This is a genomic window from Streptomyces sp. NPDC048514 (assembly GCF_043199955.1).
Taxonomy (GTDB): Bacteria; Actinomycetota; Actinomycetes; order Streptomycetales; family Streptomycetaceae; genus Streptomyces.
In genome coordinates this window covers 53,317-78,137 of record NZ_JBICWT010000019.1, presented here as the reverse complement: position 1 = coordinate 78,137, position 24,821 = coordinate 53,317, and the positions used below count along the sequence as shown (strand labels likewise).

The window sequence follows — 24,821 nt, the reverse complement described above, 5'->3', positions numbered from 1 at the left end:
CAGGCTCGGCTCAGTTCCCGGGTGCTCATCGGCAGCGTCTATTCGGCGAGTTCACGGTAGCCCTGCGCGGCGACCGCGGAGACCAGCGCGTCACGGTCCGCGTACCGGCCCGAGACGGCATGCGGCGGGGCGAGGCGACCTGAGTGGCGGAGCCGGGTTCCACCACCGCCGCGTGCGGGTCGCCGGCCCGGTGCTGAGATCATCGTTCTCGACATCGACCCGTGATTGACGAGGAGTCAGCCCGAATGCCTGTGCCTGCCGACCCGACGGTCCTGCACCCGATGCCCGAGCAGCCACGGGTGGTGCTGCTCAGGCCGCTCGTGAAGTCCCCGCTCATCGAGGTCGGGGAGTACTCCTACTACGACGACCCGGACGACCCGACCGCGTTCGAGACGCGCAATGTGCTCTACCACTACGGGCCGGAGAAGCTGATCATCGGCAAGTTCTGTGCGCTGGGCACGGGGGTGCGGTTCATCATGAACGGTGCCAACCACCGTATGGACGGCCCCTCCACCTTCCCCTTCCCCACCATGGGCGGGTCGTGGTCCGATCACTTCGACCTGCTCACCGGGCTGCCGAACCGAGGGGACACCGTCGTCGGCAACGACGTCTGGTTCGGTCACGGCACGACGGTGATGCCCGGCGTACGCATCGGGCACGGGGCGATCATCGGTGCCGGCGCCGTGGTCACCGGCGACGTGCCCGACTACGGAATCGTCGGCGGCAATCCGGCCCGTCTGATCCGCATGCGCCACAACGCCGATGACGTCGCACGGCTGCTGGCGCTGTCCTGGTGGGACTGGCCCGCGGAACACATCACCGAGCATGTGCGGACCATCATGTCGGGCAGCATCGCGGAGCTGGAGGCCGCCGTGCCGGCCACCCCGCAGGGATGACACGAGAGCACCGCGCCGGACACCCCTGGCCGTGACGCGAGGCCGCCACGCCGGCACCCGCCGCATGCCGCGAGGCCGCCACCGCCACCGAGGTTTGCCGGACCCGAGAGCGGTCACGTGCACAACCAGCACCTGACACCGGCACCAAAGGGAAGGTGAGCAACATGGCCGCGAGCGAGAAGGCCCGTGCGAAGGCCGAGCAGGCCGTCGGCAAGGCCGCGCAGGCAGCGGGGCGCGCCACCGGCAACGACAAGCTGATCGCCAAGGGCCGTGCGGCACAGGCCGCCGGTGAGGCCCGCCAGGCCAAGGAGTCGGTCAAGGACACCGGCCGGCCGTAGGCCCCGGGCACATCGCGGCGGAGGGCCGTCCCCCGAGGGGACGGCCCTCCGCCGTGTCGCGAGAGCGGGCCGCCGCTCCGGAGCGGCTCGGTGACGCGGTCACCCCGGTGTCTCGGCGTCGAGTTGTGCCAGGCCTTCCTGCCACCGCTCGCGGCGCTGCCGCTCGGTCTGCTCCCACCACGGCGTGCCCCGCTCCCCCAGCGCGACCTTGGCCCGGTGCACGCGGGCGCGGGCGGTTCGCTCGGCTTCCGCGTCGGCCGCCGCCACGGCGGAGCGGACGTTGCGGCGGGCCGCCATCAGGTGCCGGCGCAGCCGGGCTGCGGGCTCCTCGGGAAGGGACGGGTCGGTCGCCCGCCACCGGCGGCCGTTGACGACGACGAAGTGCCCATCGGCCGTCTTCTCGGGCGGCTCGGCGAGGTCCGGCAGCCCCGGCCGCGCCGGCTTCCGCCGCTTCTCCGGCTGCCTCTGCTGCTCCCGCTTCTCCGGCTTCCGCCGCTTCCCCGGCTGCTCCCGCTTCTCCGGCTGCTCCCGCTTCTCCGGTGAATGACGTGCGTCCACGTAGACGATTGTGCCGCCGTCGACTGCTTCCGCGCCCTCACGCACCGCGGGGACGACCGCGTCGTACGGCCGCCGCATGCGAACGGCCCCGCGCTCCAGCGGCACTCCGATAACATGTCCGAACTCGGAACGATCACCCTCATCGCCCGTTCTTGACCGGAAAAATGCACCATCCAGCCCGACAAGTGACTTACTTGACCAACAACTAACATATCGGCCGGACAATTGATACCTACATCATCGCGATCACCTTCGCGAATAGACGACGAAACAGGACGTGCCACGTGGCGCCGGCCACGGGTGATTCTGTGGTCCCTGGCGGTCGCGACAGCCTGCGGTTTCTTTATCGCACTGGAGATCGCCGCACGTCACTACGGCCAGCCCGGACCGCTCACCAATCAGGCACGCGAGGTCATATTCGCCCCTAAATCGGGGCCACTGCTGTACGCGAGTATGGCGTTGATGATGGTGGTGCTCACCAAACGGGAACGATACGTCGCGGCCGGTGTCGCGATCGGCATCGACGTCGTCTTCCTGCTGGTGCGATGGGTCTTCGGCGTCAGCATGAGCGACGGCCATTTCTTCGGCAATGGTGCACTGTGGGTCATTTTGGGCTGTGCGGTCATCGCTGTCACGCGCCGCACCGGCGAGGAACGCGTCCTGCTCCTGAAGGGCGTCGGGCTGGCCCTGTTGCTGGTGGCCGGGCGCAAGACCGGTGACACCTGGCTGCTCATCACGTCGAAGACGCGGCCCCTGGTGCTCGACCAGTATCTGGCGACCGCCGATCACGCGCTGGGCGACCCGTCGTGGCTGGTGGGCCGGCTCGTCGAGGCCAGCGGTCCGGTCGGCAGCCACGTCCTCGACTACGTCTACATCCAGCTTGCGGTGGCCGCGGTCGTCGTCACGCTGTACCAGCTGCGCAATGTGGCGGCCGAACGCCGCTTCCCCAGCCATCACCTGGTGCGCACCTTCCTGGCCATCGGTCTCGTCGGGCCGGGCATCTACATGATCTTCCCCGTGGTCGGGCCGATCTTCGCCTACGGTGCCGACGGCAGTCACTGGGCGGTGGCCGACGTGTGGCCGGGCACGCTGCCACCGATCAGCGCCCCGCACTCGATGCCCTTCGACGAGATCACCCCGCGCAACTGCATGCCCAGCCTGCACACGGCATGGGCCACAGCGATCTTCATCCACTCCCGCAGGGCCCCGCGAGCGCTGCGCTTCGCAGGCACGTTCTGGCTGATCGCCACGCTCGGCGCGACGCTGGGCTTCGGCTACCACTACGGCACGGACCTCATCGCCGGCGTGGTGTTCACGCTCACGATCGAAGCCGCGCTGCGCTCGCACGCGTATGGCTGGGACCGGTCGGCCGTCCAACTGGTCGCCCACGGCACAGCGGTGTTCACCGCGCTTCTGGTGTCGTACCGCTGTCTGCCGACGACAATGGCCCAGCATCCCTTGGTCTTCGGCCCCCTCCTCATTCTGGCGATGGCCTCGGTCATCTACGGCTATGTACGGACCACCAGATCGTGGGAACCGAAGGCCGCACCGGTACTGCAACCCGAACCGCAACCCGAACTGGTCTGAGTCGTCCGGTGCGCACACCGGCCGCCGCGCGAGGTGAGACCGGCGATTCCGGACACCCCGCCGGCTCCGGGCGGCGCCGCGTCGGCCGTACTCGGCAGGTGGCGGCCGGGGTGGCCGGGGCGATCGGGAGCCGGCCCGCTCAGGTGACCGGGAAGCCGGATCCGCCCCAGTCCGGGCGGACCGGCGTGCCCGGCGGCCCGTCTGCGCGTGTGCTCTGTTCGTGAGGCGAGGCCCGTACGGGACGCTGTCCGCTTCAGGGACTCGGCAGGCGCGAGAACCGTCCACCGCTCTGCGCACCCGTCCCGTCGCGGCCTTCTGAACGTTTCCGCGCTCACCGGCGTCACAGCGGTGACCGATCAGGAAGGGGGCATCATGACTGCCGCCCGTGCACACACTCGACTGCTGTCTGCGACCGCGCTCGCCGGCGCCCTGCTGTGCGTGGCCACCGCATGCGACGACGGCCGGTCGAGGGCCGCCCCGACCGCCGGGCGAAACGACCTCGAAGGTGCAGGTGGGCACGTCACCGCCGCCTGGCAGGAGCCCGACGCGTACGTCTACACCTTGACGTCGGACACACAGGTCCTGGCCGGGGCCTTCCGAGTCGAGGTGCACAAGGGCAAGGTGACCGGCGTGGTGGGGCTCGACGAGGACAGCCGGCGGCAGCTCAGGGAGCAGCACGCCGAAGTCCCGACGATCGGCGAGCTGCTGCAGAGGCTGGACCGGGCCCGCAAGGGCGACGCGGAGACGGCCCAGGCCCGGTACGCCGCCGACGGACACCCCGTGCGGATCTCGCTGGACTGGGACGGGAACGCCATCGATGACGAGGCCCTCTACATCATCAGCGCCTACGAACCCGTATCCGGCGGCCGGCGGTTCCCGCACAGCACATGAGTTGAGCCGTGACGTACGGGGCCGGGCCGGTGCCATGTGACGAGGCGGGACGACCGGGGCTCCCCCGCCTTCCGTCAGGGCGGTCCGTCCGGTCTTCGTCAGACCCGGGGCGGGCACTTCACGAGGGCTCTGGCCGCCGCGTCCTCCTCGCGGGTGGTCTGCTCGGCCACGTCCAGGTAGCCGAACGCGTCGTCGCCGACCGGGATACGCAGAGGGGTGGGGGCGTCGGCGGCGACGATGTCGAGGACCGCCGCCGCGAAGTCGTCGGGGCGTCCGGTGTCGGGGCTCTCCGCGAGGCCGCGGGTGCCCTCCAGCATCTCGCGGTTGGTCCCGTCGTAGGCGGGGACCCGCAGGCCCGCTTCGGCCATGGAGGTGCCGTAGCGCGTGGCGAACATGCCGGGTTCGAGCACGGTGACCCGGATGTGGTGCGGTGCGGCCTCGATGGCCAGGGCCTGACTCATGCCTTCGAGGGCGTGCTTGCCGGCGACGTAGGCGGCCAGGCCCGGAAAGGCCATCCGGCCCACCACGGAGGACACGTTGAGGATGTGTCCGTGCCCCTGAGCCCGCATCAGCGGCAGGACCAGGCGGGTGAGCCGCCAGGGGCCGACGAGGAGGATCTCCAGCTGGTCCCGCAGCTCGGCGTCGGAGACCTCTTCCACGGCGCCGAACAGCCCGGCAGCGGCGTTGTTGACGAGGACGTCGATGCCACCGAGGCGGTCGGCCGCCACGCGGACCGCCTCCTCGCAGGAGGCGGCGTCACGCAGTTCGAGCGGGACCGGGACGATGCGGCCGGGCCACGCGGCGGCCAGACCCTCCAGGTCCGCGATCCTGCGGGCGGTGACCACCAGTTCGTCCCCGGCCCGCGCCGCGGCGGTGGCCAGTGCGTGCCCGAGTCCGGAAGAACACCCCGTGACCAGCCAGCGTCGTCCCATCGTTCCCCCCATGATGACCGAGTCGTTCCGAAGTTCGTGTGGCGTGCGGCGGGCCGGCTCCCGTCGTCGCCGGCCGGTGGTCCTGCGCGAAGCCCGCCGGGAGTCGGAGACCGCTGCCCGGCCGCGGCGGCAGTTCATCGTCAGGGCAAGTCCGGCGCGTGGGCAGCCTTCCCGTGGAAGCGTGCGGAGGCGCGTGGGCGCATAAGCGGGCGCACGCCGCCGTGACCAGGGTTTCGGCAATTGCCCTCGTGCGGTGGAACTCTTTCGCCCGCCGACTTCCTCCCCTGCGGCGGGCGCCGGGACCATTCGAAGATCGAATTGCCATATCGGGGTCACTGTCCGAAAGAAGGGCCGGCTGCTATCGTGCCTGGCGACCGTAAGCGGTGAATTCAGGGTCAACCACACGGGGAGATCGGCATTTTGAAGACGAATGGATTAGTGGCGAGGGGGGTCGCCGTCCTGGCCGTGGCCGTGAGCGCGTCGGCCACGGTCCTCTCGGGGCCGGCCGCGGCCGCGACGCAGTTCCCGTCCGGTTCCGCGGACGGGATAAGGGTGGACTGGAGCGGTGAATGGGCGAACGCCAACCGCCTCCAGGACATCACGCTGCAACTGTGCGACGCGACCCCCGAGGACAAGAACCGGGCGACAGCCCAACTCCAGGGATACGTCACGAGGGGTGGTTCGGCGAGGGTCGAGACCGCCCCCTCGGTGTTCCAGGTGCCGATCGGCGACAAGGCCTGCGCGGAATGGCGCGATGTCTTCCTCACCTACTTCGAGCAGGACGACCGACTGGCCTATGCGCGCGTCCAGTTCTTCGGCTCGCAGAAGCCGAAGGAGAAGCACGAGACGAAATGGGTGCGGAATCCGCGCCTGCGTTCGTAGCGGAAGTCGGCAGTCCGTGGACCGACACTTGGGGTACGTATGCACATGCGCAAGTTGACGATGGTGGCCTGCGGTGTCATCGGCGTGACCGCCATGACGGCGGCTCCCTCTCAAGCGGGGCCGGACGTCCGGTCCTCGACTCGGGCTCCGGCCTGTTCCATCGAGGCGTTCGGGCATGAGGTTCCTGTGGTGTGCGGGAGCAAGTGGCTGAACGCCGACTGGACAGGTGACGGGATCAGGGACGAGGTGTTCTTCGTCAGCCCACCGAACTCCTACGTCTACCGCATCTCGAGGGCCAGCGGCGGGCCCGTCCGGGTGAGCAACGGCGTCGCGCACACCATGGACAAGTGGGAGATCCGCCCGAGCGGGATCCACCGGGTGTACGCGGTGACCGCCGGCAGCCGCCGTGTCTACGCCCAGCTCGAGAGCGGCGGATGGACCAACTGGTACCCCTACGTGCCGTAGAGGTCAGGCGCCCGGCCCTGCGGAATCGGCCAGCCGGGCGGCTGCCGTTCTGTGGCGGGGCGCGCGGCCGCCGGCTGGGCTGACCGTGGGGTCGTACGCCCCGTCCGGGACAACGGCGCATGTCGTGGAACGGGGCCGGACGCCGGCGCCCCTACCGTCTGCTGGTGTGACGCACGGATCGAACAGCTCATCGGCCGGCCCCGCGCGGCGCGGCCTCCTCGCCGTCGGTGCCGGAGCCTTCCTGGCCGCGGGGTGCAGCCGCCAGGCGCCCGTGCCGGAGGTCGGGGCACGTGCCTCGTCCTCCGGCTCGCCCACGCGGGGCACGGGTGTGACGCCCGGGGCGATGACGCTCTTCAAGGACCCGGGCCTCAACTTCAACGGCCTCCTCGCGCTGGGCGCGTCCGGCACGGGATCGGGCGAGGTGGGTGAGGTACTCACCGCCGTCAACGCGATCAACAAGGCCGGCCCGTCCGCGCAGTCGTACGTCGAGACGTTCCGGAAACTCGGCGATCAGCTCATGGCAGCGCCCAGGGACAGCGATCCCGACGAGCAGACCAGGCGCTGGCGGGCCCTGCGCGCGGCGCAGTACTACGGCCAGGCGCTCTTCTTCGTCCTCGGCTCCGACACCCCGGGCGACGAGGAGAAGCTGTACAAGTCGGGGCGGGACGCCTGGGACACGTTCTGCAAGCTGTGCGACCCGCCGCCGGTGACGGCCGGTGTCCCGTACGGCGACACGCCCCTGCCGGTGTGGTTCTTCCGGCCGGACGGGTCGACGGCACGGCGCCCCACCGTCATCCTCACCAACGGCAGCGACGGGCAGAACGTCGACATGTGGACGTACGGGGTGCCCGCGGCGCTGAACCGGGGCTGGAACGCGCTCGTCTACGACGGTCCCGGGCAGGGGCAGTTGCTCTTCGTGGACCGCGTGACGTTCACGCCCACCTGGGAGAAGGTCGTCGGCCCGCTGATCGACTGGCTGTCCCAGCGGCAGGACGTGGACACCGGGAAGATCGCCATCACCGGTCTGAGCATGGCCGGCAACCTGGTCCCCCGGGCGGCCGCGTTCGAGCCCCGGCTCGCCGCCGCCGTCGCGATGCCGGGCTGTGTGGAACCGTGGCGGGGCTTTCCCCCGGAGGTGCGGGAGATTCTCCGGCCCAGCCGGCAGGGGACCAACGCGATCTGGAACAAGGACGTCGTCCCGGACCTGCCCGCCTCCGACGCGGCGACGCTCAGGAAACGCTTCGAGCCCTTCTCCGTCCCGGCGATGCTCGCCGCCCGCCAGAACAAGATGTTCACCGACTTCTACACACCGGCCAGGGCCATCGAGGCACTCACCGTCACCGACGTGGTGGGCCGGATCAAGGTCCCCGTGCTGGTCCTCGACTACGAGGGCGAGCAGTTCTACCCCGGTCAGGCCCGGGAGCTGTACGACAAGCTGACCTCACCCAAGGACTACGTACGGCTCACGGCCGCCGAGGGCGCCCAGCTTCACTGCTCGCCGATGGCCCCCCAGCTCCACTGCGAGGTCGTCTTCGACTGGCTGCAGGAAACGCTCTGAACCGGCCGGGAGCCGAGCGGCGTGCCGGTGGCTGCCGCCTCCGGCGCTCTCCTGACGGGCGGGGCGGTACGCGCGGCCGGCGAGGACGGCCGCTCAGGGACACCTGCGGGCGTTGAGCCGGGCGGCCTGGCGTATCAGGTGGTCGCGCTCGGCGAGGTTGGGGGCCTTCCCGGCCGCCTCGGTGTACAGCCGTGCCGCCGTCGGCAGGTCGCCGTCGCGCTCGTGGAGGTACGCCGCCACCGCGGTGTGCCGGGGCAGCGAGTCCTGCAGAGCCGCGAGCGCCGCCAGCCCGGCGCGCGGTCCGTCGGCCTCGCCGACGGCCACCGCCCGGTTGAGCCGGACGACCGGGCTGTCGGTGAGGCGTACGAGTTCGTCGTACCACTCGACGATCTGCACCCAGTCGGTCTCCTCGGCGGTGGGGGCGTCGGCGTGGAGTGCCGCGATGGCGGCCTGGGCCTGGAACTCGCCCAGCCGGTCCCGGGCGAGGGCCGCCTGGAGGATGCCGACGCCCTCGGCGATCGACCGGGTGTCCCACCGGCCGCGATCCTGCTCGGCGAGCGGTACCAGGCTGCCGTCGGGCGCGATACGGGTGGCACGCCGGGCGTGGTGGAGCAGCATCAGGGCTAGCAGTCCCGCCACTTCCGGGTGGTCGATCGCCGCCGCGAGCTGCCGGGTGAGCCGGATGGCCTCGGCGGCGAGGTCGACGTCCCCGGAGTAGCCCTCGTTGAAGACCAGGTACAGCACGCGCAGCACGGTGGCGACATCGCCGGGCCGGTCGAAGCGCACGCCGGACACGGTGCGCTTGGCGCGGCTGATGCGCTGTGCCATGGTCGCCTCGGGCACCAGGTAGGCCTCGGCGATCTGGCGGGTGGTCAGCCCTCCGACGGCGCGCAGTGTGAGCGCGACCGCGGACGACGACGTCAGCGACGGGTGGGCGCACAGGAAGTAGAGCTGAAGCGTGTCGTCCACCGCGAGTGCCGGGCCGGGCGCGGGCTCCAGATCGACGAGGTCCTCACGCCGGCGGCGAGCGGTGTCCGCCCGGGTCGCGTCGAGGAACCGGCGCCAGGCCACGGTGATCAGCCAGCTCTTCGCGTCTCGCGGCGGGTCGGCCGGCCAGACGCGGACCGCCTCGACCAGGGCCTCCTGCACGGCGTCCTCGGCCGCCGCGAAGTCGGCTCCGCGGCGGACGAGGATCCCGAGCACGCCCGGTGCGAGGCTCCGGAGCAGGCTCTCGTTCATCGCGAGGTCACTCCGTGATGGTGGGGACGCAGGTCAGGAAGGGGCGCACCTCGAGCCACTCGTGGATCGGCTTCCCGCCCGCACCGGGGGCCGCCGACAGTTCCCCGGCCAGTTCGACGGCGCGCTCGTAGCTGTCGACGTCGATCACCATCCAGCCGGCGATGAGGTCCTTGGTCTCGGCGAACGGGCCGTCGGTGACCGGCGGGCGCCCCTCACCGTCGTACCGGACGAACTTTCCCTCCGGGGCGAGTGCCTGGCTGTCGACGAACTCCCCGGTCTCCTCGAGCCGGGCTGCGAAATCGTTCATGTACTGCATGTGCGCCGAGATCTCCTCCGGCGTCCACTGGTCCATGGGGACGTCGTTGACCGCGGTGGGAGCGCCGCGGTAGTGCTTGAGCAGCAGGTACTTGGCCATCGTGGTTCTCCTCGGTGCTGGTGCGAGCCATTCTGGCCGCGTTCGCACCAGGGACGGAGCCGGACGCGGGTTCTCGACATCGCCGCGGGGAATTCTTTCGGCTTTCCTGGAGGGCGGTGTCGCCGGGGCGTCGGTGGAGCGTGTCCCTGTGTGTGTGGGGGGGCGGCATCTCGCACCCCGTGGGCCGTACCCATGGCCCCTCCCCCCACCCCCGCGGGCGGCACTGATCGTGCACTGATCCCCATATTGGATCAAAATGGACGCAACATACGGCAAAACTGCGGAGGCGCAGCGATGCACGGCGACGCCGAGAACGACGAGGAACCCGTCGAGGAGCCCGATCGGTACGACGGCGACCTCGACGCCGGGGAAACCGATGAGTACGCCGACCTCGGGCCGTACGGCGGGGAGGACGAGGAGTCGGAGTCCTACGGGCCCGACTCCTACGAGGAGGAGGATGCGGCGGGCGCACCTGTGGCGTCCCACGGTGACCCCGACGTCTTTCTCGACGTCCCCCTGCTGAAGGTCGACGAGATCGATCTGGACGTCGAGGACCTGCGCGCGCACGTGTCGCTGCAGGCCGAGGTGCTGGATCTGCTGAGGCTGAACGTCGGCGCGGACGTCACGCTCGGCCGGGTGCACCTGGGCATCTCGGGTGTCGAGGCGCAGGCTCAGCTCAGAGTGCGTCTCGACAATGTGGCCATGATCATCAACCGGGTCCTCACCACCCTCGACCGAAACCCGGAGATTCTGCACGAGCTGGCGCGCGGGGTCGGGTCCGCCGTGGAGGACGTCGGCAGCGGAGCCCGTCGAGCGGTGGGTGAGCTGGGTACGGGTGCCGGAAAGGCCGTACAGGACGTCGGTCAGGGAGCCGGCTCCGCCGTACGGGATGTGGGCCAGGGAGCCGGGACCGCCGTGCGGGACGTCGGCCAGGGCGCGGGGGCGGCCGTGCAGGACGTCGGTCACGGTGCCGGGACCGCCGTGCGGCACGTCGGCCGGGGCGTCGGCTCGGTGGCTGAGGACGTCGGCCAGGGTGCCGGGCGCGCGGTCGAGGGCGTGGGCGGAAGCGCCGGACGCGCGGTCGAGGGCGTCGGCGGAAGCGCCGGACGCGCGGTCGAGGGCGTCGGCGAGGATGCCGGGCGGGTTGTGGGAGGGGTGGCCGAGGGCGTCGGCGATGCCTCCGGGGATGTGGTCGGCGAGGCTGCGGGCGCCACCGAGGCGGCAGGCGGAACGGTGCGGAAGGGCGGCCGGGCCGTCGCTGACGCCCCGGCCACGGCGGGCGGCGCCGCACGCGGAACCGAGCCGGCGGAACCGACCGTGGCACGCGTGCCCGCGGACGGCGACCGGGAGCGGGATCAGGTTCGGGACCGGGATCGGGACAGGGACCGGAGCGTCCAGCGGCAGAGCGCCACCCGCAAGCGTCGCGTACGTGCCGAAGACGGAAAGCTGCCCTCCCGGCCCAGGCGCCGCCGCAGCACCGAGGAGCGGGAGGAGCCGCCCTGAACGATGGGGGCGGGAGCGACGGACCCGGTCTGGGACATATCGTTCCGGTCGACGGTTCGCTCCGAACGGCTCCGCTTCACCGAGGAACCCCGGACATCCGTCCGCTTTCCCGGAACCGGGGAGCGGGAGTCGAGCAGCCACAGCGACCGGACCGGCATTCCGGACAGGATCGTCCCCGGTCGGGAGTATCACGACGGCACCGTTGCCTACCGGCTCGCGACCCGGCTCGTCAGCGGGCCGGACGACGGACGGGGCGGCGCCGAGGGCGCGGAGGCGTGACAAGGCGCGCCACCGTGCCCGCGAGGCGGCAGCGGGACCGGCGTGGCCGGCGTGCGGCTGCGGGTGCGGCTGCGGCTGCGGCTGCGGGCCCTTCCCACGGCGTTCGCCTGTGCGGCCTCGGCGGCCGGCCCTCCCTACGGCGTTTCGCCGCCCCGGTAGGAGCTCGTCCCGTAACGGCTGCGGAATTCGGCCAGCAGCTCGTCCGTCGCCTCGGCTCCGGCGCTCACGGCGGCGTGGACGTCCCGGAAGTAGTTCTCGTAGCCGGACGGGGTGTAGAGGCACAGGGCGCGCACCGGGGCGGGGCCCTCGTTGCGGAAGCCGTGGGGGGTGCCCCGGGTCGCGGCGAGCAGGTGCCCGGGGCCGACCGCCACCTCGCCGTCCCCGTTGTGAAGCGTCAACTCGCCCTCAAGGACGTAGAAGTACTCGTCATGTCCGTCGTGGACATGCGGCCGGGCACCGACGGTGCCCGGGGCCAGGCTGAACTCCTCGAAGGCGAAACGCCCTCCCGTGTGCTCACCGGTGAGCCGGAAGAAGTGCGCGACGCCGGCCACGTCTATGAGTTCACCGTCACGAGGACGACGCAGCAGTGGACGGCTGGGAATCCGGGACTGATCATCGGTCATGGCGGCATTCTCACCCGGGACGGCTCGGGGCGGTCCGGACAGTCGTCACAGGTGATCGACGTCGCCGGCGCCAGGCGCCGACCGCGGCACGCTCGGTGGCTGTCGCGGGTACGGGGGCCAGGCCGGGGGTCCGGTGCCCAGAGCCGGCGTCCAATCCCGAGGGCCGGGGTCAGGCCACCGATCCTGGACGGGGCACATGCCGCCGGACCGACCGGCCAGACCTCAGGGCCCGGCGGGGGCGGTCGGCGCGGTCGTCGGCGCGGTCGTCGGGCGGTGACACGGCCGGCGTCAGGATTCGAGTCGTTCCCGGTCACCCATCACCACGACGGGGTACTGGGCCGGATCCAGCGTCCGCAGGAGGGTCTTCATGCCGGATTCCGGGACGGTGACGCAGGCCGACGTGCCGTCGCCGTGGTCCAGGTGCAGCCATATCCCGCCGCCCTTCTCCACTCCGTCGGGACGGTTCCAGTCGAAGGGCGGGGTGCCTTCGAGCCGGTTGTAGTCGATGGCGATGACGTAGTCGAAGTCGTGGGCGTGGGTCTCCCCCGGGATCAGCATGGACGCGTAGGCGTTGTCGTCGCGCCAGTACCTCAGCCTGCTCCCGGGGTCCGCGAGCGAGCCTCCCGCGTCCGTGAGGGTGAAGACCCCGACGGGACTGCGTTCGTCGTCCATCTGGTGGTCGGTCGTCCAGCCCGATCTCCCGTTGTGGGCGGGCCAGCTCGCCGTCTGCTCCCAGGTCGAGCCCCGCTTCTGATAGAGCACGGCGACGCTGTCGGGTGAGTCCCTGCGGTCGCCGTAGACGACCACCGCCTGCCTGGTACCGGTCGGTACCTGTGCCCACATCCGGTCGCCGACGCCGGGGAGGCGGGTGCCCACGGCTCGGCCGGGAGAGGCGGAGGCCGCGCCGGGCGCACCACCGGGTGTCTTGCGCTCGACCGTCTGGCCGCAGCCCGTGGCAGCCGCCAGCAGGATGCCGCAGGCAAGGGCCGTGCGTAGGGCCTGCCACCCGCCGCGGTGCGGCGCCGCTTCGTTCCGTGCAGTTCCGTGCTGTGCAGTTCCGTGCTGTGCAGTTCCGTGCCGTGCAGGGGCTTGGTCCTTAGGCCGACGTGACTGGATCACCGTGGATATCCGCATGATCAGGATCTTGTGGCGCGATAGCCGCCCCACGCATCCGGACGCGGCATCCGGCCCAACTGATCCTTCCGAGTGATCGTTCCGCCCGAGGGGCCGGCCGGCCTCGTCTCTTCTTGCACCACAGACCTCCGCTGACGGCCGACCTGTCGTATCCACCCCTCCGGAGTCCGCCCGCCGATCTGGTCGCCGTAGGTGCGAGGTGGTTCAGGGGGCCTCGACCGCCAGGTCGTCCACCACGGCCTGGAGGCGGCCCTCGTACCGTTCCGCGACGCGCCTCTGACGTGCGTGGCCGGCCACCCCGGCGAGGTGGGCGTCGCTGAGCCAGTCGCCGACGCGACTGTCGTCGCCGTACCGGCTGAGATGGGGCTCGACCCGTTTCCACAGTTCCTCGATCAGCCGGCCGACTGCCGTCGGGGCGCATTCGAGGGTGTGGGCCGCGGGCAGGGTGCCGGTCGCCCCGTACCGCGCGGCCCGCCAGCAGGCCGCCCTCAGCAGCAGGTCGGAGACCTCGGGTGCACGCTCGCCGGCGCGCACCACCTCGACGGCGTGACCGACGAGGGCACGCACGAGCAGAGCGTACGCGGCGGTGCTCGCCGAGTCGGGCAGCACGTCCGCGACGCGTACCTCGATGGTCGGCAGGTGCGGCGAGGGCCGCACGTGCCAGTAGACCATGGCCGGGTCCATCGCCGCCCCAGTGGCCACGAGTTGGTCCACGACCCGGTCGTGATGGGCCGCGCCGCGCAGATAGGGCGGGGGGCCTGCGGAGGGCCACCGGCTCCAGACCATCGAACGCCAGCTCGCGTATCCGGTGTCCGCTCCGTCGCTGTACGGCGAGTTGGCGGTGAGGGCCAGCAGCAGCGGCATCCATCCGCGTACGTGGTTGACCGCCAGCACGGCTTCTTCGCGTTCGGCCACGCCGACGTGTACGTGGCAGGAGTTCACGCCCTGATCGTGGGTCACGGGACCGAAGCGGCGCTGCAGGTCACGGTAGCGAGCCTGGTCGAGGAGGGGCGGGGGCCCGGATCGGCCGAGGACCGCCGTTCCGCTGGGCACCAGCAGACAGTCGTACTCGGCCGCGGCCGCGGCCGCGCCCCCGCGTAATCGGCGTATCTCCGACTGCAGTTCGCCGGCCGTGCGGCACACCGCGCTGACGGTCTCCACCTGGGACCGCGACAGCTCGGGTGTGGCATGCGGGGCGCCGAGGTGGGCACGGGCGGCGTACACCACGGACGGCGACCTGTACACGGCGGCCCTGCTGTACCGGTCGGCCAGGACGAACTCCTCCTCCACACCCACCGTCGGCGGTGCGGTGGCCTCCCGTGGGAAGCCGAGGCCGCCGAGGGCGGCACGGGGCACGGTATCAAGCGGCTCTGGCACGTCCAGCCCTTTCCGGAGACACGGGACACCGGGATCCACCGGTCGCTGCACTGCACGGCTCGCGCCGACCCGCCGACGGTTCGGGCGCATAAGGCACTCCCAGTCGAACGGCGGGCCGGAACCGCCATGTTGTGCCTTCGCTCCAGCGTGCCGCAAGCGCTTCCCAAGCCACCGTCAGGGCGCGCGAACCGTCGCCGGTCGCCTCAGCGGACCGGCGGGCCGACGGCTGTCGTCCTTTCTATCGCGTACTCCTGGGACGCCACGGTCGCGTGGGTCACCAGGCGTACGGTGCGCAGGGCGTGGCGGCCCGAGCCGTGCTCCCGGGCCGGCCGACACCTGTGGCCTGAAGCGCGCTCGGAGACCGTCGGCCCCGGCGGCTCGGCACGGGTATGGAGGAGCAGTCGGTACTCGTTCCTCGACAGCCGGTCCGGCGCATGCTGTGAGTGGAAGAGCAGGCACGGCGTCGCCCGCGAGGAAGAACACATGATCACGTCCGGTGCGTTTCCCGTTCCACTGCTGCTGTGGGTCACGGCGGCGGCGCTTCTGCTGATGAAGCGCCGCCGGGCCCCCGGAAGACGGCCTGCTCCCCGTCTCGTCACCCTGTCCGCTTTTGCCGTCGGTGCCCTCTGGGCGCGGTCTCAGGTGCCTTCCCCAATCGACATGGTCGTCGAGGGCACCTGCGCGGCCCTGCTGGCCGGCTTCGCCCACGCCGCGTACCGGTCACAAAAGCCGCTCGGCGGGTAAGGCGGAGGGGGTCGAGGGCGATCACGGACGGCTGCCCGTCGATGCGTCCCGGAGCGCGGCGGGCGTGGACCAGCGTCCGGGACCGCGGGATCAGCGGAGCCCGGCGAAGAGGTCGTTCTCGGGCACGGCCGCGCCGGTGGTGTCCCGGACACGTACGAAGGTCTCGACGCCCATCAACTCGGTGAACCTGTTCTGGCCCATCTTGAGGAAGAAGATGTTCTCGCCCTGGCTGGCGTGCGCGGCCAGGGCGTCGAACTTCTGGCCGCCGAACGCGGAGGTGTCCACCCACGTGGTGATCTCCTCGTCCGGCAGACCGATCTCAGCCATCGCGGCGGCCTCGGCGGGGTCCGGCTCCTGCCAGTCGGCACCGAACTCGCGCATGACCTCCCCGAAGCGCTGCATCATCGAGCGCGGCGCCGTCGTCCAGTAGACCTTCGGCGTCGGCGCGGTCATCGCCAGCGCCGCCATCGTGATGCGGTTCGCCTGGATGTGGTCCGGGTGGCCGTAGAAGCCGTTCTCGTCGTAGGTGACGACCACATCGGGTCGGTAGCGGCGCATGAGTTCCGCGAGTCGCTCGGCACCCTCTTGCACCGGTGTCCGCCAGAAGGATCCGGGGACGTCGTTGGTGGGCCAGCCCATCATCCCCGAATCGGCGTAGTCGAGCGTCTCCAGGTGGCTGACCTTCAGGATGCTGCAGCTCTCTTCGAGTTCCCTACGCCGCATCAGGGCGACGGCTGCCGGGTCGTGCCCGGGGTCGCCCGGCTTGACACCCCCGGGGCCGTCGCCGCAACCGCCGTCGGTACATGTCACGAGAACCGTACGGATGCCCTCCGCCGCATACCGTGCGAGGACACCTCCCGTTCCCGTGGCCTCGTCGTCCGGGTGGGCGTGCACGGCCATGAGCGTCAAGGGCTGGTCGTTCATGAAGCAGGCCTCCTGTGTGGAATACGTCGGATGGAGTCCGCAGTGAATGTGGTCCCCGCGCAGTGCAACAGCGCGCCTCGACCGGCTGTTCCCGTCCTGTGAGCCGGTCCCGGGTCGAGGGGCGGACGACGACCTGGTGGCCGAACGCCGGCGCCCGGCGGCCACAGGGCGCGCACCCGGGGCCGCGTGATGTGCCGCTTCCTCGCCACCGAGGCGCGTCTCACCCGGACAGATGGTGGGCCAAGGCCTGTTGCGCCTGACGGCTGGTCAGGCCGAGAGCACGGAGTGCCTCACGGCCCGGCCCCGGGCGGTGACACTCCAGGACGGCCAGCAGGAGCCGACCAGGGGCGGGTGAGGAACCGCCGGCCGTCTCCCTGGCGTCAGTCTCGAATTGACAGTCACGTATCGGCGCCGTGAGGGCGGGCGGGGACCATGTCCTTGTCGTCCGGCCTCGAGTGACGCCCGTGTTGGACCGGTCCTCCCAGCGGGTCGGCTTCGGCGCGCGGGGCGTCATCGCCGACGACGGCCGCCTCGCCGAACGGGAGGACGGGATACAGGCGTGCCCAAATCGGTGCGGGGCGTGCACGGTTCAGGGCTTCGGGCAGCGCGCGGTCCCTTGCCGGGTGGCAGGGGACCGCGGCGGGCAGAGCGGAGGAGCGCCGGCACCTGCCCTGGACGAGCGGATGCCGGCCAGCACGGCTTACCGTCTACCGACGGGCCGGCCTCACTTCAGGTGCCGGGTGAAGAACCGGGCCGCAGCCTCTCCGGCGTACTCCGGGACGCCGGTGTGTCCGCCGAGATTTGCGTGCAAGGTCTTCTCCTCGGAGCCGAACGCGTCGAAGAGGTCCAGGGCCGCCTGCCGGTCGTTCCCTTCGTCGTCCCACTGCAACAGGACGTGCAGCGGAACGGTGACCTGACGGGCCTCGTCGAACATGGCGCGCGGTACGAAACTCCCGGCGAACAGAACGGCGGCCGAGATGCGCGGCTCGACGACCGCCAGCCGGGTCCCGATGGAGATCACTCCTCCCGAGTACCCGACCCGGCCGCCGATCTCGGGCAGCGCGAGCAGGGCGTCCAGGGCGGCCTGCCATTCCGGGACCGCCTTTTCGACGAGCGGGAGGACGAGGGCGTCGATGATCTCGTCGCCGACCGGCTCGCCGGCCTTGATCGCCCGGCGCAGGTCCGCCCGGGCATCCTCGACGGCGGTCCATAGGGGCCGTTCACCGCTCCCCGGAAGCTCGATCGTGGCCGCTGCGAAGCCGTCCGCCGCGGAGTGCCGAGCCCGACCCGCCAGCCGCGGGTACATCTTGCGCAGTCCGCCGGGGTGGCCGAGCAGGATCAGCGGCACCGGCTCCGCCGGGGATGCGGACGCGGGGGTCCACAGGACGCCGGGGATCTCGCCGAGGGTGAATTCGCGCTCACGGACACCGTCGTCGAGACGCTGTTCAGAAGTGAAGTGCATGGTCGTGCCTTTCGGAGTGCACTGAACGGCGCTCCCGGACGACCTATCGCCCGACCGTGACCCCGGAGGGGAGCACCCATGTCGATACTGCGTTCACGGGTACCACCTCCTCGTTCTCTCGCACGGCCTCCGGAAAGGTAGCAGCGGTCACGGCGGTCGGCCAAACGGTTTATCGGGTGGGGCGCCTGGCCGTTCACCCGCGCGTTCCCACGCCGCAGTTCGGGCTGCGGCTCGGTCGGCTTCGCCGGCGTCCGGGGCTCGGCTTCCGAGCAGCGCAGAAACGGGAACGCAGCCGGGTGAACGAGCCGGCGCGAGGTGTCGAACAGGTCAGGGATCGCCTGGTCGGCGGCTGTCGAGCCGTCCCGGAACTGTGGCTTCCACCAGATCGATCGTGATGAGATCGCCGGATGCTCGGTTTCCTCATCCGCCGCCTCCCTTTCTGGGTCCGCGAGCCCCTGCTCATCGTCGTCGGGTCCGTCTTCGGCGTACGCATCATGTATCTCGCCGTCCGCGATCACGACCGCGTCGCGTTCGGCATCGGCGCGGTGTTCCTCGTGTTCACCGCAGTACGCGTCCATTCCGTGGTCCGGGCCCTGCAAGCAAGGCGGAAGCGGAAGGCGGCGGCTTCCGCGGAGGGGGCGGCTGTCGACGCCGCTGCCCAGCCGCAGGCCGAGGCCCCGCCGCAACCGCGACCTCGGCATGGAACGGCACCGGGTCCCAGCCCGGCCGCCGCGGAGAAAGAGCACAACGCGTGGGCCCAGGCCGCCACGGCCGTAGGTGTGTTCGGGGCCATCGCAGGCACGATATGGCTGCTCCCGCACGTGATGCCGTCCGACGACGACACCGCGCGACCCGCCTCCTGTTCGAGCGAGGAACGCGAAAAGCTGCCGAAGGTCTACAGGGAGAGACCCGAGGCCCTGACGGGTTACGAGTTGTGCGAGGCGCTCAACCGGCACGACCTGGCCCGGCTCCTCGGTACGCCTGGAGAGACCGCGACCACGGCGTCGGGCACCAGCAACACCGCTCCCCTGACCGATGGCAAGGTCGCCCGGCCGGAGGCCGAGGTCATGTTCGACACCTACACCGTGAACATCTCGGCCACCTACGGCAAGCGGTCGGTCGCCCAGGACGTGAAGGTGAGGAAGATCGGGGGCGAGGAGGACGTCAGGACGGCTACGGTCCTCGGCCGACCCGCCGTCTTCTCCTCAGAGCACACCATCAAGTTCGAGATCGATCTGGGAAGCGGCGGGCCGGTCCAACAGGGCCCCTTGGCGAGAACGCTCTCCGTGGCCCTCGACCGGAATGACCGAGGTGGCAACTACGACATCACCGTGTGGAGCGAATCCGGGGCCTTGCCGGACGACAGCGTTCTTCGCGACATCGCCGAGAAGATCCTTCCCTCGCTTCCCGCACGGGCTACCTGACGGGTCCGCCGGGACCGCCGCCTGCCAACCGTCGCGTCTTCCCCGGACGGCAGCCGCCGGCAGCCGGATCGACGCGCAGGGCGCAGCGAAGGCCACCTGCACCCGTGGCCGGGCCGAGGCTCTCGTCCGACATGTCCTGACCGGACGGAGCGGGGATCTCCGGCGCCGTCCGGGCACGTCGCCTGGACCGGGTCTTATAACCGCAAGGCATGAATCCGTCAAGCCCCGACATGGAGTGTCATGACGGGCCGGGCCGCGGCGGGCCTACTGGAGGTACCGGGCAGCCGAACCGATCGGCCTCCCCCACCGGCCCCGGCCGGCGGCCTCTCCCTACGTGAAGGAGTACCTCACATGTCTGCCACCGTCTCCACCCCCAACACTTCCCGCAAGCGCCGTCTGGCCCTGCTGGTCGCCACGACAGGCCTGGCCGTGGGCGGCGCCATGGTTCCCGCCAGCGCCTTCGCCGCCTCTCCGCCCGCGCACGTCGCACAGGCGGCAGCGTTCCACGGTCCGCACAGCCGCGGCACTTCCACCACGACGACCACCACGACGACCGAGACCACGATCAAGAAACATCACCGCACCACGACCACCAAGACCAGCGAGACGACCACCACCACCAAGTCGCGACACGGCACCACGACCACCAAGACCACGACGACCGAGACGACCTCGAAGGGACGGCACAAGTTCCACCCGCACAACCAGAACCTCACTGGCAACAACGGGATCAACAGCCACTAGGGCACCACGGGCCCCAGTTTCGGGCCGGGGCGCCGTACAGGCCATGAGTCGTCTTCTCGTGTGCTCGCCGGGCACGGCCATGGGGCCCGGCGGGGCACAGGCGCGGGTGAGGCCCGTATCGCGCCCGCGTGGCGGCGAGGCCGGGACTGCACGCCGCCCGAGCGTGCGGGGACGCACTCCTTCGGCCCCGCCGCGCGTGACCGGTGCGACGCGCCGGGGGCGGTACCTCACGCGAACGGTGCCGTGCCCCGACCGCCTCAGCCTTCGAGGAGGTCGCCGCTGCCGAGCGGAAAGATTCCAGGCATCGGGCCACTGGCGCGGGGCAGGTCCCGCCAGGCGAAGTCGCCCTCCTCCGCGGACTCGTCCGGCCAGGGATCTCCCTCGAGTGTGCCCCGGTACGCCCGGTGGAGGATGTCGGGGAGTTCGGGGCGGTCCTCGCGGGCTCGGCGGAGCCGGTCGTCACGGGGAAGTGTCCAGTCCACGGCGAAGAGCGTGCCGTCGGAATGGAGCGTCGCGTCCCGGCGGGGGGCGTGCCGAGCGAGCAGGCGCAGGATGTCGTTGCGGAGACCACGTACTTCCGCCTCGCGCCTGTGAGCCCGCTCGACACGCTGCAGGACAGGGGCCAGTACACCCAGAGTCGCGCCGATCGTGACGAAACCGGCTACGACGTAGTCGCCCAGGAGTTGGGGCTGCTGGTGAGCGAAGGCGTCCAGGAAGGGCGCGTAGTAGGCCAGGACGTGCCGATCCGGGTCGACGGGGAGGTCGACGGCGTCGAGAGCGGCTTCGTCGGGGTCGATCGCCGTCAGGCGCATGGCTCCGCGGGCGGAGGGGAAGTCAACGGCGCTCGCGTACGCGATCTCCGGCGGTTCTCCCCCGATGGTCTTGATCGTCCTCTTCTGCACTTCCATGGCTTTGCGCAGATCGCTCGTCATGCGGCCGGAGCGCCCCTTGGCCTCTGCAACGACGTAACCCCCCGAGATCCGCTCGCCGAAGAAGTCGGCACGGCTCTGGCCCGGGCGAAGGTGAGCCCGTAGGAACCGGCGTAGCGGGCGACGTGCATGAAGAAGCGGACGGACAGCTGCGTCTCCGCGAAGATCTGGCACATGGCCTGCCCCAGGGTGTACGACAGCATGCCCTTCTCGGACGGATCCAGCTCGCGGGCCAGGTCGGTGCGGGTGATGCGACGGATCTGCCCGTCGGTCCAGCTGAGATAGGCGGGTATGGCCGACACCCTGTGACACCACTCGTACGTCGACGACCTCGCGTGCTTCATCTGGTCCTTCGGGGCTCTGCCCGTGATGAACAGGGCACGTGCCAGGACCTGTGGCGTGATCTGCAGCTCCAGGGAAGCGGGTACGCCGGCTCCGGCGGGGAAGTGCGTGGCACTGGTGCGGACTTGGGCAGGACCGTTGGGGAGCATCGTCGCCGTTCGGGTGTCGGGTCGTCAGGAGAGGCGAGAGGATCGTAGACGGTGACGAGGAGTGCCCGGCACCCGGTGGAGCAAGCGCATCGGCGCCCGGCGCGGGTCTGCCCTCCAGGGGCACCGCGGCGGTGCATCCACGTGCAGACACGTGTGCCCCCGGGGCAGGCAGCACAGCGGAGGTGCCGTAGCGGCGCCCGCAGGCCCTTCGCGTCCTGTTCTGCGTGCCCTCTTCGTCTGGTCCTCTGGGTGACATAATGCAAGCGTCATGAAGCAGCAGAGGAGCAAGGCGGCGACACTGGCGGACGTGGCCCGCGAAGCCCGCGTTTCCACCGCAGTCGTCAGCTACGTCATGAACGACGGCCCACGCCCCGTAGCGCCGGCCACCCGCGAGCGCGTTCTGGCAGCGGCGGCCGCGCTCGGCTACCAGCCCAATCGCATCGCCCGGGCGCTGCGTGCCCGCACCACCGGGGTCGTCGGCCTGATACTCGCCGAGGCGCCCAACCCCTACTTCTCGGCTCTGGGCCGCCACATCGAGCAGGCACTCAGCAGGCGCGAGAAGCTCACCCTGATCGGCAATGCCGGGTTTTCCGCGGACCGCCAGGAGAGCCTCGTCGACCGGTTCCTCGCCGCCCAGGTCGACGGACTGGTGATCGTTTCCGCCGACGGCGGTACGGACGTCGCGGCTGCGGCCGAAGCAGCGGGCGTGCCGGCCGTCTACGTGCATCATCAGCCCGCCGCCGCGAACACACCCTTCGTAGCCGCGGACAATCGGGCCTCCGTCGAAGTCGCGATCGCACACCTGCGCCAGCACGGACACGATCACATCGCCTTCCTCGCCGGCCCCGACGACCGTGGCCCCGTCAGGCAGCGCACGGAGGCCTGGCAAGGCATCGTCGGCTCGACGGAATCACGGCTTCTGCGGTGCGAATACACCCGTGCGGCAGCTGCACGTATGACACGGGACCTCATCGCCGGCGGCGCGATGCCCGCAGCGCTGATCACCGCGACCGACGAACAGGCTGTAGGCGTGCTGGCCGGCGCCTGGGGCACGGGGCTGTCCATTCCCGAGCAGCTGGCGGTCATCAGTCTCGACGGCACTCCCGACAGCGCCCACACGGCTCCCTCCCTGACCGTCACCCAGCAGCCTCTGCAGGCCATGGCGCAACAGGCCGTCGACTCACTCCTCGACGCCGCCGCCCCCGGCGAACCCGTGCGGGCGACCTTGGTGACACGGCGCAGCTGCGGGTGCGCCGACACCACGTACTGACACTGAGCACAGCCGCGTTCCCCGCCCCGACCGGAAACGGACGAGGGTGGGCTGGGATCGCGGTCTGCGGGTAGCCGTGCTCCGACCGGTGAAAGGAGACCTGGCGCATGGCTGCCGAAGCGAACTCTGCCAGAATCACGGGGAAGATCCAGGGCAGGGACATCCTCCTGGACGGACCCCTGTCGAAAGACGAGATCCGGGACAGGGTGTGGTGGTGGCAGACCCCTCATCCGCAGACCACCAGACAACAGCGAGATCTCCGGCATGAGTACGACGACTCACGCCGCGACGTGATCACCACCTTGGGCGGCTACTACGAGGTGCCCCGCGACCGGCACACGCCAGAGGCACACGAGTTGACGGACATGCTGCACGCGGAGCTGAACCCCGACGAGTAGGGCACACGACGAGTACTTCCAGCGTGTGCCCGAAGGGAAGGCCGCCAAGAACCGGTTGCATCTAGATGTTCGGGTCGGCACCGGGCTCACGGGTGCAGAGCGCCTCGCGGCACTCGAGGCCGAATGCGCGCGGCTGATCCCACTCGGCGCGGTACACGTGCGAACGCTGTACGACGGCACTGATGCGTGCATCCCGATGCTGGACATCGAGGGCAACGAATTCTGTATCGACTGAGCATCACCGAGCCGCAGCGGTGGGGAGCCGCCCGGCGCCCTCCTTGACCGCTTGGAGCACGACCAGCCGGGCAACGTCCGCATCCAGGGTCGGTCGCACCTGAAGGAGCGCCATCCGCCCCGCGCGGCCCACCTTTCCCGGACCGCTCCGCCCGACTCGCTCACTACGAGGGTCACGCGGCGGCAGAACGCCTCGAGCACCGCCACCGCTGCAGGGGGGGCTGGCGGTAGCGGTGCTTACATCCGCCGGCCGATGGGCGGCCGGAACAGGCGTGCGGCGGTTGTGCCTCAGCCTGTTCAGGTGCCCGATGTGGCTGCAGTCCGGGCCAGGCTGCGGGCCGACCCGCCTTCTGGTGCATCAGGCCGCGGCCGACCGGTGGGAGTCGATGATCAGCTCTCACCGTTGAGCGAGAGAACCGACAGGTCTTCCGCGACGTGCGAGATGGCACCGTCCCGCTTGGCGTTCGTGGAAAGGTCGTCGCACTGCTGCTGCAGGTGGTCGGACAGGACCGGAATGTCCTGGGCCGTCACGCCGATGAGGGCGTCGACCGCGACATCGACGTCCTCGACGCCGACACACGGCTTGTTCAGCGTGCCCTGCACCAGCGACAGCTGCGGGCTCAACTTCCCCGCGGTCGCCGAGTTACCGAACGACGACAGGGCGCCGTTGCCGTTCGCGACGGTCGGCCCGTCGTCGTTGCCGATGGCAAGCGCCTGCGGCGCGGCCGCCACCGCCATCCCCACGACAGAAGCAGCGGTGGCAGCGGCAACCATGGCCTTCTTGAACACTTCCGGGTCCTCTCTGTTACGGCGACGTACCTTATGCCCTTCCTAACTCACGAAGCTGAGATGAGTTCGCCGCATTCACTCGGTCGGCGCATGAACAGCCCGCCCAGGCATTCAACCCGTTCAACCTCGAAGAACCAATGTCGGATGATCTGCCCGGTCATGTCGGCACGTTGGCCCTGACCAGCTCTCACCCTTCGTTCTCCCGGGAGAACAAGGGTGTGGGGCATGAGAAAGGCTGCTGCATCCCCATGCATGATGGTGATGCAGCAGCCGTAGGCCTCGCGATGTAGGACAGCGTCGCCAGAAGCGAGACCTTGCACGGCGCAACGACAAGGCCACCCGGATGGTTACGGTTCGAGGGGTGTCGGTCCTCGCCGGGCCGTGGGGCCCACCGAACGGGATGACGACGCGGAACCCACCGAGTCGCGCGGGATCAGTAGTGCGGGTACGGCCAGCCGGTCGAGACGCCTGACCTCTGGCTGGGCACGCGGCGCGAGCTCATGGGACGTCCGCCGTCCACACGTCCCGGCCGCGCCTCATATGCCGGCCGGCGACGGCGCGCGCCACCGTGTTCGCCCCAGTACAGAACGGTGCCGGCGGCCAGGGCAGCGCCGATTCCCGCGCCGACCAGAGCACCGAACACACCACCCGAGGCAAAGCCCAGCACCGCTCCGGTCAGCAACCCCGCCAGCGAGGCCCAGATGAAGTACCTGCGAATCCTCTCGTCCACAACAT

Annotated in this window: 27 protein-coding genes and 1 pseudogene; 15 read left to right on the top strand and 13 right to left on the bottom strand. The window is 70.6% G+C overall.

Translation table 11 applies throughout. The annotated features are described in order from the left end of the window. Positions 1 to 245 precede the first annotated feature (245 nt). Both ACGFT2_RS33805 and ACGFT2_RS33800 read left to right on the top strand, forming a co-directional pair. The gene (locus ACGFT2_RS33805; RefSeq protein WP_393286105.1) at positions 246 to 896 is read left to right on the top strand and encodes a CatB-related O-acetyltransferase; all 651 of its coding nucleotides are present in this window, start codon (positions 246 to 248) and stop codon (positions 894 to 896) included. A 164-nt stretch (positions 897 to 1,060) separates the two neighbouring features. After that, positions 1,061 to 1,234, top strand: a complete 174-nt coding sequence (locus ACGFT2_RS33800) for a CsbD family protein (protein WP_393286102.1) — start codon at positions 1,061 to 1,063, stop codon at positions 1,232 to 1,234. A gap of 99 nt (positions 1,235 to 1,333) precedes the next feature. On the opposite strand, the gene ACGFT2_RS33795 is transcribed toward ACGFT2_RS33800, so the two are convergent. After that, positions 1,334 to 1,660 (bottom strand): hypothetical protein, encoded by a 327-nt coding sequence (locus ACGFT2_RS33795; protein ID WP_393286124.1) that lies wholly within the window; start codon positions 1,658 to 1,660, stop codon positions 1,334 to 1,336. 435 nt (positions 1,661 to 2,095) lie between these two features. On the opposite strand from ACGFT2_RS33795, the gene ACGFT2_RS33790 reads away from it, so the two are divergent. Together ACGFT2_RS33790 and ACGFT2_RS33785 are read left to right on the top strand one after the other, a co-directional pair. Next, the gene (locus ACGFT2_RS33790) at positions 2,096 to 3,379 is read left to right on the top strand and encodes a phosphatase PAP2 family protein (protein ID WP_393286122.1); all 1,284 of its coding nucleotides are present in this window, start codon (positions 2,096 to 2,098) and stop codon (positions 3,377 to 3,379) included. A gap of 372 nt (positions 3,380 to 3,751) precedes the next feature. Beyond that, positions 3,752 to 4,270 (top strand): DUF6174 domain-containing protein, encoded by a 519-nt coding sequence (locus ACGFT2_RS33785; RefSeq protein ID WP_393286099.1) that lies wholly within the window; start codon positions 3,752 to 3,754, stop codon positions 4,268 to 4,270. 98 nt (positions 4,271 to 4,368) lie between these two features. Here ACGFT2_RS33785 and ACGFT2_RS33780 read toward each other — a convergent pair whose 3' ends face one another. Continuing rightward, the gene (locus ACGFT2_RS33780) at positions 4,369 to 5,202 is read right to left on the bottom strand and encodes an SDR family oxidoreductase (RefSeq protein ID WP_393286096.1); all 834 of its coding nucleotides are present in this window, start codon (positions 5,200 to 5,202) and stop codon (positions 4,369 to 4,371) included. 438 nt (positions 5,203 to 5,640) lie between these two features. Between ACGFT2_RS33780 and ACGFT2_RS33775 the strand changes: the two genes are divergently transcribed. The 3 genes from ACGFT2_RS33775 to ACGFT2_RS33765 all read left to right on the top strand — a co-directional run bounded on the left by ACGFT2_RS33775 (position 5,641) and on the right by ACGFT2_RS33765 (position 8,107). Beyond that, positions 5,641 to 6,084, top strand: coding sequence for a hypothetical protein (locus ACGFT2_RS33775; RefSeq protein ID WP_393286093.1), 444 nt, complete (start codon positions 5,641 to 5,643; stop codon positions 6,082 to 6,084). A gap of 189 nt (positions 6,085 to 6,273) precedes the next feature. After that, the gene (locus ACGFT2_RS33770; RefSeq protein WP_393286090.1) at positions 6,274 to 6,549 is read left to right on the top strand and encodes a hypothetical protein; all 276 of its coding nucleotides are present in this window, start codon (positions 6,274 to 6,276) and stop codon (positions 6,547 to 6,549) included. Positions 6,550 to 6,892: 343 nt separating this feature from the next. After that, positions 6,893 to 8,107, top strand: coding sequence for an alpha/beta hydrolase family protein (locus tag ACGFT2_RS33765; RefSeq protein WP_393286088.1), 1,215 nt, complete (start codon positions 6,893 to 6,895; stop codon positions 8,105 to 8,107). 93 nt (positions 8,108 to 8,200) lie between these two features. On the opposite strand, the gene ACGFT2_RS33760 is transcribed toward ACGFT2_RS33765, so the two are convergent. Further along, positions 8,201 to 9,346: an RNA polymerase sigma factor gene (locus ACGFT2_RS33760; protein WP_393286086.1), complete on the bottom strand. Its 1,146-nt coding sequence runs from the start codon at positions 9,344 to 9,346 to the stop codon at positions 8,201 to 8,203. 7 nt (positions 9,347 to 9,353) lie between these two features. Further along, on the bottom strand, positions 9,354 to 9,761 hold the full coding sequence (locus ACGFT2_RS33755; protein WP_393286083.1) for a YciI family protein: 408 nt from the start codon (positions 9,759 to 9,761) through the stop codon (positions 9,354 to 9,356). A gap of 294 nt (positions 9,762 to 10,055) precedes the next feature. On the opposite strand from ACGFT2_RS33755, the gene ACGFT2_RS33750 reads away from it, so the two are divergent. Together ACGFT2_RS33750 and ACGFT2_RS33745 are read left to right on the top strand one after the other, a co-directional pair. After that, positions 10,056 to 11,264 carry a hypothetical protein gene (locus ACGFT2_RS33750; protein WP_393286081.1) on the top strand — a complete coding sequence of 403 codons (1,209 nt, stop codon included), beginning with the start codon at positions 10,056 to 10,058 and terminating at the stop codon, positions 11,262 to 11,264. A 3-nt stretch (positions 11,265 to 11,267) separates the two neighbouring features. Continuing rightward, positions 11,268 to 11,543: a hypothetical protein gene (locus ACGFT2_RS33745; protein WP_393286079.1), complete on the top strand. Its 276-nt coding sequence runs from the start codon at positions 11,268 to 11,270 to the stop codon at positions 11,541 to 11,543. 134 nt (positions 11,544 to 11,677) lie between these two features. Here ACGFT2_RS33745 and ACGFT2_RS33740 read toward each other — a convergent pair whose 3' ends face one another. From ACGFT2_RS33740 to ACGFT2_RS33730, 3 genes are all read right to left on the bottom strand, one after another. After that, positions 11,678 to 12,166 (bottom strand): cupin domain-containing protein, encoded by a 489-nt coding sequence (locus ACGFT2_RS33740; protein ID WP_393286077.1) that lies wholly within the window; start codon positions 12,164 to 12,166, stop codon positions 11,678 to 11,680. Between the two features lie 288 nt (positions 12,167 to 12,454). Continuing rightward, positions 12,455 to 13,042: a hypothetical protein gene (locus tag ACGFT2_RS33735; protein ID WP_393286074.1), complete on the bottom strand. Its 588-nt coding sequence runs from the start codon at positions 13,040 to 13,042 to the stop codon at positions 12,455 to 12,457. Between the two features lie 462 nt (positions 13,043 to 13,504). After that, on the bottom strand, positions 13,505 to 14,656 hold the full coding sequence (locus tag ACGFT2_RS33730) for a glutamate--cysteine ligase (protein ID WP_393286072.1): 1,152 nt from the start codon (positions 14,654 to 14,656) through the stop codon (positions 13,505 to 13,507). Positions 14,657 to 15,160: 504 nt separating this feature from the next. Between ACGFT2_RS33730 and ACGFT2_RS33725 the strand changes: the two genes are divergently transcribed. Beyond that, entirely contained in the window at positions 15,161 to 15,421 is a 261-nt protein-coding gene (locus ACGFT2_RS33725) for a hypothetical protein (protein WP_393286070.1), read from the top strand. Positions 15,422 to 15,511: 90 nt separating this feature from the next. Here the strand turns inward: ACGFT2_RS33725 and ACGFT2_RS33720 are convergent, their stop codons facing one another. Both ACGFT2_RS33720 and ACGFT2_RS33715 read right to left on the bottom strand, forming a co-directional pair. After that, entirely contained in the window at positions 15,512 to 16,345 is an 834-nt protein-coding gene (locus tag ACGFT2_RS33720) for a PIG-L family deacetylase (RefSeq protein ID WP_393286067.1), read from the bottom strand. A gap of 724 nt (positions 16,346 to 17,069) precedes the next feature. After that, entirely contained in the window at positions 17,070 to 17,807 is a 738-nt protein-coding gene (locus ACGFT2_RS33715) for an alpha/beta hydrolase (RefSeq protein ID WP_393286064.1), read from the bottom strand. Positions 17,808 to 18,214: 407 nt separating this feature from the next. On the opposite strand from ACGFT2_RS33715, the gene ACGFT2_RS33710 reads away from it, so the two are divergent. Together ACGFT2_RS33710 and ACGFT2_RS33705 are read left to right on the top strand one after the other, a co-directional pair. Continuing rightward, positions 18,215 to 19,231 (top strand): DUF6215 domain-containing protein, encoded by a 1,017-nt coding sequence (locus ACGFT2_RS33710; RefSeq protein WP_393286061.1) that lies wholly within the window; start codon positions 18,215 to 18,217, stop codon positions 19,229 to 19,231. Positions 19,232 to 19,582: 351 nt separating this feature from the next. Continuing rightward, positions 19,583 to 19,975, top strand: coding sequence for a hypothetical protein (locus ACGFT2_RS33705; protein ID WP_393286059.1), 393 nt, complete (start codon positions 19,583 to 19,585; stop codon positions 19,973 to 19,975). A 257-nt stretch (positions 19,976 to 20,232) separates the two neighbouring features. Here the strand turns inward: ACGFT2_RS33705 and ACGFT2_RS33700 are convergent, their stop codons facing one another. Together ACGFT2_RS33700 and ACGFT2_RS33695 are read right to left on the bottom strand one after the other, a co-directional pair. Further along, the gene (locus tag ACGFT2_RS33700; protein WP_393286056.1) at positions 20,233 to 20,907 is read right to left on the bottom strand and encodes a hypothetical protein; all 675 of its coding nucleotides are present in this window, start codon (positions 20,905 to 20,907) and stop codon (positions 20,233 to 20,235) included. Then, on the bottom strand, positions 20,904 to 21,395 hold the full coding sequence (locus ACGFT2_RS33695; RefSeq protein ID WP_393286053.1) for a hypothetical protein: 492 nt from the start codon (positions 21,393 to 21,395) through the stop codon (positions 20,904 to 20,906). Before ACGFT2_RS33695 ends, ACGFT2_RS33700 begins: the two co-directional genes overlap by 4 nt. 307 nt (positions 21,396 to 21,702) lie before the next feature. Between ACGFT2_RS33695 and ACGFT2_RS33690 the strand changes: the two genes are divergently transcribed. The 3 genes and pseudogenes from ACGFT2_RS33690 to ACGFT2_RS33680 all read left to right on the top strand — a co-directional run. Then, positions 21,703 to 22,665, top strand: coding sequence for a LacI family DNA-binding transcriptional regulator (locus ACGFT2_RS33690; RefSeq protein ID WP_393286050.1), 963 nt, complete (start codon positions 21,703 to 21,705; stop codon positions 22,663 to 22,665). Between the two features lie 107 nt (positions 22,666 to 22,772). Next, positions 22,773 to 23,063 carry a hypothetical protein gene (locus tag ACGFT2_RS33685; RefSeq protein ID WP_393286047.1) on the top strand — a complete coding sequence of 97 codons (291 nt, stop codon included), beginning with the start codon at positions 22,773 to 22,775 and terminating at the stop codon, positions 23,061 to 23,063. Between the two features lie 13 nt (positions 23,064 to 23,076). Continuing rightward, positions 23,077 to 23,298: pseudogene (locus ACGFT2_RS33680) on the top strand (VOC family protein); the annotation flags it as partial. Positions 23,299 to 23,687: 389 nt separating this feature from the next. Here ACGFT2_RS33680 and ACGFT2_RS33675 read toward each other — a convergent pair. Beyond that, the gene (locus ACGFT2_RS33675) at positions 23,688 to 24,086 is read right to left on the bottom strand and encodes a rodlin (RefSeq protein WP_393286044.1); all 399 of its coding nucleotides are present in this window, start codon (positions 24,084 to 24,086) and stop codon (positions 23,688 to 23,690) included. Positions 24,087 to 24,519: 433 nt separating this feature from the next. Then, on the bottom strand, positions 24,520 to 24,816 hold the full coding sequence (locus ACGFT2_RS33670; protein WP_393286041.1) for a hypothetical protein: 297 nt from the start codon (positions 24,814 to 24,816) through the stop codon (positions 24,520 to 24,522). Positions 24,817 to 24,821 lie beyond the last annotated feature (5 nt).